Source organism: Saccharopolyspora elongata, assembly GCF_004348985.1.
Taxonomy (GTDB): domain Bacteria; phylum Actinomycetota; class Actinomycetes; order Mycobacteriales; family Pseudonocardiaceae; genus Saccharopolyspora; species Saccharopolyspora elongata.
The window spans coordinates 1-2,500 of the sequence record NZ_SMKW01000178.1; the positions used below are offsets into that span (position 1 = coordinate 1).

2 rRNA genes (1 of these 2 cut by a window edge) are annotated in these 2,500 nt (G+C 56.7%); both read right to left on the bottom strand.

The features are described 5' to 3' along the window. Position 1 precedes the first annotated feature (1 nt). Positions 2–118: ribosomal RNA gene (gene rrf, locus E1288_RS45905) — 5S ribosomal RNA — on the bottom strand. A 131-nt stretch (positions 119–249) separates the two neighbouring features. Then, positions 250–2,500: ribosomal RNA gene (locus tag E1288_RS45910) — 23S ribosomal RNA — on the bottom strand; it runs 825 nt beyond the window's last position.

The following is a 2,500-nucleotide window of genomic DNA, read 5'->3' on the forward strand; positions in this document are numbered from 1 at the left end:
GTGTCGGCGGTGTCTTACTCTCCCACACCCTATCGAGTGCAGTACCATCAGCGCTGGGGAGCTTAGCTACCGGGTTCGGAATGGGACCGGGCGGACCCTCCCCGCCATCGCCACCGACAACCCCAAACCCCACCCACAAGGGCAGGAAATCTCGAGCGTCGACAATCGACAAACGATCATCTTCAATTATCAACAACCGTGGCCCAGTTGTTGTCTCAGATACCGTATAGTGGGTGCGTAGCAATCTTTGTGAGCAAGTCCTCGGCCTATCAGCACCAGTCAACTCCACACCTTACAGTGCTTCCATATCTGGCCTGTCAACCCAATCATCTCTTGGGGGCCTTAACCCACAAACGGGGTGGGAGACCTCATCTAGGAACAGGCTTCCCGCTTAGATGCTTTCAGCGGTTATCCCTCCCGAACATAGCCAACCAGCCACGCCCTTGGCAGAACGACTGGCACACCAGAGGTTCGTCCGTCCCGGTCCTCTCGTACTAGGGACAGCCTTCCGCAAGTCTCCTACGCGCGCGGCGGATAGGGACCGAACTGTCTCACGACGTTCTAAACCCAGCTCGCGTGCCGCTTTAATGGGCGAACAGCCCAACCCTTGGGACCAACTCCAGCCCCAGGATGCGACGAGCCGACATCGAGGTGCCAAACCATGCCGTCGATATGGACTCTTGGGCAAGATCAGCCTGTTATCCCCGGGGTACCTTTTATCCGTTGAGCGACACCGCTTCCACCAGCCAGTGCCGGATCACTAGTCCCTGCTTTCGCACCTGCTCGACCCGTCAGTCTCACAGTCAAGCTCCCTTATACACTTACACTCAACACCTGATTGCCAACCAGGCTGAGGGAACCTTTGGGCGCCTCCGTTACCCTTTAGGAGGCAACCGCCCCAGTTAAACTACCCACCAGGCACTGTCCCCGATCCGGATCACGGACCCGAGTTAGATGCCCGGAACGACCAGAGTGGTATTTCACCAACGACTCCACACCCACTAGCGTGAATGCTTCACAGTCTCCCACCTATCCTACACAAGCCGAACCAAACACCAATACCAAGCTATAGTAAAGGTCCCGGGGTCTTTCCGTCCTGCCGCGCGAAACGAGCATCTTTACTCGTACTGCAATTTCACCGGGCCTGTGGTCGAGACAGCGGAGAAGTCGTTACGCCATTCGTGCAGGTCGGAACTTACCCGACAAGGAATTTCGCTACCTTAGGATGGTTATAGTTACCACCGCCGTTTACTGGCGCTTAAATTCTCCGCTACACCCTTACAGGTTCACGGGTCCTCTTAACGTTCCAGCACCGGGCAGGCGTCAGTCCATATACATCGCCTTACGGCTTCGCATGGACCTGTGTTTTTAGTAAACAGTCGCTTCTCCCTGGCCTCTGCGACCACCACCAGCTCCCACCGCAAGGGTGTTCACCAGCAATGGCCCCCCTTCTCCCAAAGTTACGGGGGCAATTTGCCGAATTCCTTAACCACAGTTCACCCGACCGCCTCGGTATTCTCTACCTGACCACCTGTGTCGGTTTCGGGTACGGGCCGTGAAGACACTCGCTAGAGGCTTTTCTCGACAGCATGGGATCACTCACATCACCACAACGGCTACGCATCACCCCTCACCCTTAATGGCGTGCGGATTTACCTACACACCGGGCTACAGGCTTACACCAGTACAACCACTCACTGGCAGAGCTACCCTCCTGCGTCACCCCATCACTTAACTACCGCGGAATCAGGTCTTACGCACCCACCATCCACACCCGAAGGCGTTAAACAGCAGCGGGTAATTAGTATCAACCGTTTCGCTATGGACGCGTCCACACGGGTACGGGAATATCAACCCGTTATCCATCGACTACGCCTGTCGGCCTCGCCTTAGGCCCCGACTCACCCTGGGCGGACGAACCTTCCCCAGGAACCCTTGGTCATCCGGCGGAAGAGATTCTCACTCTTCACTCGCTACTCATGCCTGCATTCTCACTCCCACACACTCCACACCAGGATCACTCCGGCGCTTCACCGCATGCAGGACGCTCCCCTACCCAACAACACCAAACAGTGTCGCTGGCATGGCTTCGGCGGTGCGCTTCAGCCCCGCTACATTGTCGGCGCAGGACCACTTGACCAGTGAGCTATTACGCACTCTTTCAAGGATGGCTGCTTCTAAGCCAACCTCCTGGTTGTCTCGGCGATCCCACATCCTTTCCCACTAAGCGCACACTTAGGGGCCTTAGCCGATGCTCTGGGCTGTTTCCCTCTCGACGACGAAGCTTCTCCCCCGCCGTCTCACTGCCACGCTCAAACTCAGGCGTATTCGGAGTTTGGCTGATCTCAGTAACCCGCGAAGGCCCATCAACCAACCAGTGCTCTACCCCACCCAAGCAACCACGCAACGCTGCACCTAAATGCATTTCGGGGAGAACCAGCTATCACGGAGTTTGATTGGCCTTTCACCCCTACCCACAACTCATCCCCCAGGTTTTCAA